The sequence below is a fragment of the Pontibacterium sp. genome (assembly GCF_041587635.1).
Classification (GTDB): domain Bacteria; phylum Pseudomonadota; class Gammaproteobacteria; order Pseudomonadales; family Balneatricaceae; genus Pontibacterium.
In genome coordinates this window covers 1-5963 of sequence record NZ_JBFGYC010000230.1, presented here as the reverse complement: position 1 = coordinate 5963, position 5963 = coordinate 1, and the positions used below count along the sequence as shown (strand labels likewise).

At 51.2% G+C, this 5963-nt stretch carries 4 protein-coding genes; 3 read left to right on the top strand and 1 reads right to left on the bottom strand.

The annotated features are described in order from the left end of the window. Positions 1-1413: xanthine/uracil/vitamin C permease (locus ABYW01_RS12045; RefSeq protein WP_372832965.1), on the bottom strand; the 1413-nt coding region annotated here is incomplete at its 3' end. Between the two features lie 325 nt (positions 1414-1738). Here ABYW01_RS12045 and ABYW01_RS12040 point away from each other — a divergent pair. The 3 genes from ABYW01_RS12040 to nosZ all read left to right on the top strand — a co-directional run. Beyond that, a complete protein-coding gene (locus ABYW01_RS12040; protein ID WP_372832963.1) occupies positions 1739-2104 on the top strand; it encodes a copper-binding protein in 366 nt (121 codons plus the stop codon). A gap of 178 nt (positions 2105-2282) precedes the next feature. Next, positions 2283-4442, top strand: coding sequence for a transcriptional regulator NosR (nosR, locus tag ABYW01_RS12035; RefSeq protein ID WP_372832960.1), 2160 nt, complete (start codon positions 2283-2285; stop codon positions 4440-4442). A 76-nt stretch (positions 4443-4518) separates the two neighbouring features. Further along, positions 4519-5963: TAT-dependent nitrous-oxide reductase (gene nosZ, locus ABYW01_RS12030; RefSeq protein ID WP_372832957.1), on the top strand; the 1445-nt coding region annotated here is incomplete at its 3' end.

Below are 5963 nucleotides of genomic sequence, written 5' to 3'. Positions count from 1 at the left end.
GGCGGTCTCTTTCTCTTTTTCTTTTTTCTTCTCCTCTTCACCATCGGCAAAGATGATCTCATCCTCAGGACGGTGACGACCCATCAGCTTCGGACGTTCGATCAGGAAGTACAGCAGCAGACCAATCACAACCGCATACACGGTGGATTTAGGATCTGGCATCGCCAGTGTGACGGCAACGATGCCGGCAACACCACGCTCGGTTGGGTTCTTCAGCTGTTCCATGCCTACCATGATGCAGATGTAGGCTGTCAGGATCAGTGTCAGGGACAGGGCGATCGGCAGTACCGGCTTGAACAGGGTTACCAACGGCAGAATGAACAGCGCCACCAGACCAGTAATCCAGAACGTACCGCCACCACTGTAGATGGAGTCCATCGCTTTGCGGCCCATTGCATAACGTTCCGCAACCGTTGCGTGTGCAGCCGTCCATAGAGGACCGGCCAGACCCGGCCAAGGTGCCAGAAATGCATGCATAGCGTTACGCAGTGCAGTCACAACGTGAACGCGGTCCACGTTCTCTTCGATGGACTCATCTTTACGCAGGTGATCAACACGTTTAACCAGTGTGAAGCCTACGATGATGTCACCAAATGCGATGACGTATGCAATGATTGCAGTAGGGATCGCCAGCAGGAACACATCCCAGCCCGGGAAACCAACGGTAAATGTCAGGTACTGGAACATCAGCGCGAAGTCAGGCTGAGTGATGCCCCATTCGATCTCTGGTACTGCGTATTCACCTGTGGTCCAGCCGATGATCATCGCGATGATCATGCCCGGTACCATGCCGAAGTTGGCGATACGTTTTGCCAGCGAGCTTTCGTTCACGATGTTTTTGAATGACAGAGAGAACAGAATGTATGCAGAGATGATAGAGCCGACAATCAATGAGATCGGCGTAGCGTCAACACGGCCGCCAACTTTCAGTTCACCCATCATCGCGGCGATACCTGCACCAATAATGATGCCGGATTTTAGCGAGTTCGGGATGACTTCAACCAGCTTAGAACCCCAGCGGGTGATACCCAAAATCAGGAAGATGATGCTCACTTCCAGCTGCAGCGCGAATAAGGCCTTGATCGCTTCAGGACCGGGTTCAAAACCTTTCAGATACAGCAGCACCACCGGTATTGCGGGGGTGATCCAGCCAGGAACCAGAGGGACACCCATCAATGCTGGCAGGCAGTAACCCAAGCCTGCAACGAAGGTGAAAGCCAGTGCCGCTTCGTACGGCATACCGAGGTATTTTTGCAGAAGAGGAATCATCGCCAGACCAACCACAAACATGATCAGGCCTTGGATCATCTCTGGGGTTTCCCATTTGTAATGTACAAACGGCAGACGGATTTTAAACGGGCCTAACGGCCAGTAGGGTTGTTCCTCGCCGAAGGGGCGTTGGATCAAAGGCATCTTTTTTTCCTTATTAGTGGCTCGCTCTATCACAAGGGCCGTTTTGTCGAAGGGGCTGCACAAGAGAGGGTGTGCTTCCCACGTCGAGCAAAATGGTGATCCCGAGAGGCAGTAAACAGGAAAACTACAAATAGACTTTGTCGTAAATCTTACGAATTGTAACGGTGTGGATGAAGCGCTGATTGCAGATTGTATTTTTTATCTTTAGTGATTGCTCAATTGATGAATATCAAACACATCTTTTAGCCTCAGGCGTACTGTTCCCAATGTGACAAATTGTCGCAGTTTATATTCTTGTTATATGGAGTGTGCATAGGTGAAAACGTTGACTAAGCTATCTGTGGCGTTTGGGTTCTCTGCTTGTTTTGCTCTCACTAGTTTTCAGGCCGTTGCACAGGATTCCGGCTCTCACTCCATGCATCAGCATCCGGCATCTACGACACAGGCTCCGGTGGCGGAAGTAGTTACTTCTGGGATTGTGAAAGGTATTTTGCCGTCGACGAATCAGCTCAAAATTCGACATCAGCCAATTCCTGAGTGGTCAATGAGTGCAATGCAGATGAAGTTTTTTCTGGCTCCCTATTTAGAGATTACCGATTTTCATGAAGGTCAGACGATCAAATTTCGCCTGCATCAGAAGAACATGATGAAGTACACCATTCTGGAAATTCTGGAAATTCTGGAAAAGTAATATTAAGCGGTAAGTCACAGGGATGTCCCCGTCTGACAGCAAGTTAGGGGTCTGTGATTCAGTGAAGGGTTACCGCCCGTGAATCAACAACCGCAGTGAGGAGACTCACTGTTTATTTGCAAATCATAGCGTGTTCATTTGGCTGATCGTTGATGAAACTACGCTTTAAGGTACCAAAATGGATCTGAACGTTCGTTTTTTCCGTCCAGTGTTTGTGTTTATTGTCTTGATGCTGGCGGTACTGATTTCGACGCCTATCATGGCGATGGCTCCGGTTTCTGAAGCTCAGAAGCTGGAAACTATTCAGCAGGCGTTTCTCCAAACCAGCACGATTCGCGAAAAGTCCCCTGTTGCCGAAGGCAAAATGATCGCGTGGGCGGTCTACAACGGTGAAGACATTGCCGGATACGCCTTCGAAACGAACGATGTTGTCAATATTCCTGCCTATTCTGGCAAGCCGATCAACACACTGGTAGTGATGGATATCAGCGGAAAACTGCTGGCTACCCGCGTGTTGGAACATCACGAGCCAATCTTGCTGGTGGGTATCCCTGAGCAAAAACTGTTTGATTTTGCCGCCGCCTACGAAGGGCTGAACGTAACCGACAAAGTGCGTGTTGGTGCGAGTAACAATCCCGATGTTGTGAACGTTGATGTGGTTTCCGGTGCCACCGTTACAGTTATGGTGGTGAATGAAGCGATCATGCGCTCGGCACGAAAGGTCGCGCAGGTTTTGGGGATTGCAGGTTTATCTGAGCAGGCTAAAGTGCCACCGGCCACTATTAAACCGGATCTGTTCAAAAAAGCGAACTGGACTGAACTGACCGGTGATGGCTCGATCCGCCGACTGAGCTTGGTCGAAGGTGATATCGATAAGGCCTTTGAAGGTACCGCGGCTGCGACAAAAGGCCGTCATGGTGAAGGTCGTAAGCAACGTCCCTTCATCGATATGTACTACGCACCGCTCAATGTTCCCACCATCGGCCGTAACTTGCTGGGCGATGATCAGTTTAAGTGGCTAATGGGGGAGCTGGGAGAGGGCGATCAGGCAATTGCTGTCATGGGCAGCGGCCAATACTCCTTTAAAGGCAATGGCTATGTGCGTGGTGGTATCTTTGACCGCACCCAATTGCAGCAGTCCGACAAAGTGATCAGTTTCCACGATACCGATTACTATCGTCTCGATGATGTCTACATCGACGGCTTCCCTGGCTTTAAAGAGATGGCGATCTTTATCGTGCGCAACCAGTACGATTTTGATCCCGGTACACCGTGGCAGATCGAGCTGCTAGTACGTCGTCAGGTCGGCGCACTGGACAGTGTATTCACCAGTTTTTACGGCGATTACCTGACTCTGGAGCAGTATATCGACCGTCCGGCACCGGTGGTGGAACCCGAGCCTGAAGCCCTATGGGTATCCATCTGGAAAGACCGGGCCTTTCAGATTGGCGTCTTGAGTGTTGCATTGGGCGTGCTCTTTATCGTGATTTTCATTCAGGATGTGCTGGTGCGTTATCCGCGCTTTTTGCATGCCTTCCGCCGCGGTTACCTGATCTTCACCGTGTTCTTTATTGGTTGGTACACCCTCGGCCAGCTGTCGGTCGTGAACGTCTTTACCTTCGTGCATGCGCTGAAAGGCGACTTCCAGTGGGAGCTGTTCCTGCTTGATCCGATTCTATTCATTCTCTGGGGATTCGTGGCAATGACCATGCTGCTCTGGGGGCGTGGCATCTTCTGCGGTTGGTTGTGCCCGTTTGGTGCTTTGCAGGAGCTGATCAACGAGCTGGCCCGCCGCTTCAATGTGAAACAGTTTGAGCCGCCGTTTGCCGTGCATGAACGCCTTTGGGCCGTAAAGTATGTGATTCTACTGGGACTGTTTGCAATCTCGCTGGAGTCTCTGGCCGAAGCGGAAAAATATGCCGAGGTTGAACCGTTTAAAACCGCTTTTCTGCTCAAATTTCAGCGTGAATGGGGCTACGTCTTCTATGCCGTATTCCTGCTGCTGATCTCTATTTTTACCCGCAAAGTGTACTGCCGTTACATCTGCCCACTGGGTGCAGCATTAGCGATTCCAGCACGCTTGCGACTGTTTGACTGGCTGAAGCGTCGTAAAGAGTGCGGACAGCCTTGTAAGGTTTGCGCTAATGAGTGCGAGATTCAGGCGATCCATCCGGACGGGTCGATCAACGGCAATGAATGCCACCAGTGTCTGGACTGCCAGATGACTTACTACCGTGATGACAAATGCCCACCACTGGTACAGAAAAAACGTAAGAAAGCTAAACAAGCAGCTGCTATGAAAAAGATTCCGGCAGTTGAAATTGCAGACCCGGCGTAATCGCTAGCTGCAAACAAAGACTCAATCGACGCCGACCGGAGAGGCCGGACGTTATTTTCACTGGAGATCAAAGACGATGATAGATCCAAACGACAAAAACCTCCCTAAGATTGATACCGAAGATCCAAAGGCTACGGAACATGTGAAGCTTAGCCGCCGTTTGTTCCTGGGTGGCTCTGCTGCGCTGGTCGGCGCTGTAGGCACCATGGGTGCGACCATGGGTTCGGCGCTGATGCCGTCGACTGCACATGCATCGTCTGACAGCAAACACACGGTTGGTCCCGGTGAGCTGGATGAGTATTACGGCTTCTGGAGTGGCGGTCATTCCGGTGAAGTACGTATTCTGGGTCTGCCATCGATGCGCGAATTGATGCGTATTCCGGTGTTTAACGTGGACAGTGCAACCGGTTGGGGTATCACCAACGAAAGTAAGGCGGTACTGGGTGAAAACGCGCCAATGAATGGCGACTCTCACCATCCGCATATGTCGATGACCGACGGTCAGTACGACGGTAAATACATCTTCATCAACGATAAGGCCAACACCCGTGTTGCCCGTATCCGCGGTGACATCATGAAGACCGATAAGATCACCACAGTGCCAAACTGTCAGGCGATCCACGGTCTGCGCGTACAGAAGGTACCGCACACCAAGTACGTCTTTGCTAACGCTGAATTCCGTATGCCGCATCCGAACAACGGCCTGAATATGGATGATATCGAAGGCTACTACACCATGTTCTCAGCCATTAATGCGGAGACCATGGAGGTGGATTGGCAGGTGATCGTGGACGGTAACCTGGATAACACCGATGCCGATTACACTGGTAAGTATGCGTTCTCTACCTGTTACAACGCTGAAGGTGCCGTCGATCTGGCCGGTTCCATGCGTCTGGAGCGAGACCATCTGGTGGTCTTCAATATCGAGCGTATTGAAGCCGCAGTGAAAGTGGGTAACTTCAAGAATCTGGGTGATTCCAAGGTGCCGGTGGTTGATGGTCGTAAAGGCTCCGATCTGACCCGTTATATCCCTGTGCCGAAAAACCCGCATGGTATCAACACCGCACCGGGTGGTAAGTACGCTGTTGCCAACGGTAAGTTGTCGCCAACCGTGACTGTGCTGCAGCTGGATAAGTTTGACGCGCTGTTCGAAGACAAGATCAAACCACGTGATACGGTTGTTGCAGAAGTGGAGCTGGGTCTGGGGCCGTTGCACACTGCGTTTGATGGTCGTGGCAACGCGTTCACCACCCTGTTTATCGACAGCCAGGTATGTAAGTGGGATGTCGAAAAAGCGATCCGTGCTTACAACGGTGAGAAAGTGGACTACATCCTGCAGAAACTGGATGTGCATTACCAGCCAGGTCACAACCACACCACCATGGGTGAAACCCGTGATGCGGATGGCAAGTATCTGGTATCCCTGCAGAAGTTCTCTAAAGACCGCTTCCTGAAGTGTGGCCCTCTGCATGCCGAGAACGATCAGTTGATCGATATCTCCGGTGATGAGATGAAGCTGAT

Coding starts and splice junctions, on each gene's coding strand:
- nosR (WP_372832960.1), top strand. CDS start 2,283: ATGGATCTGAACGTTCGTTTTTTCCGTCCAGTGTTTGTGTTTATTGTC.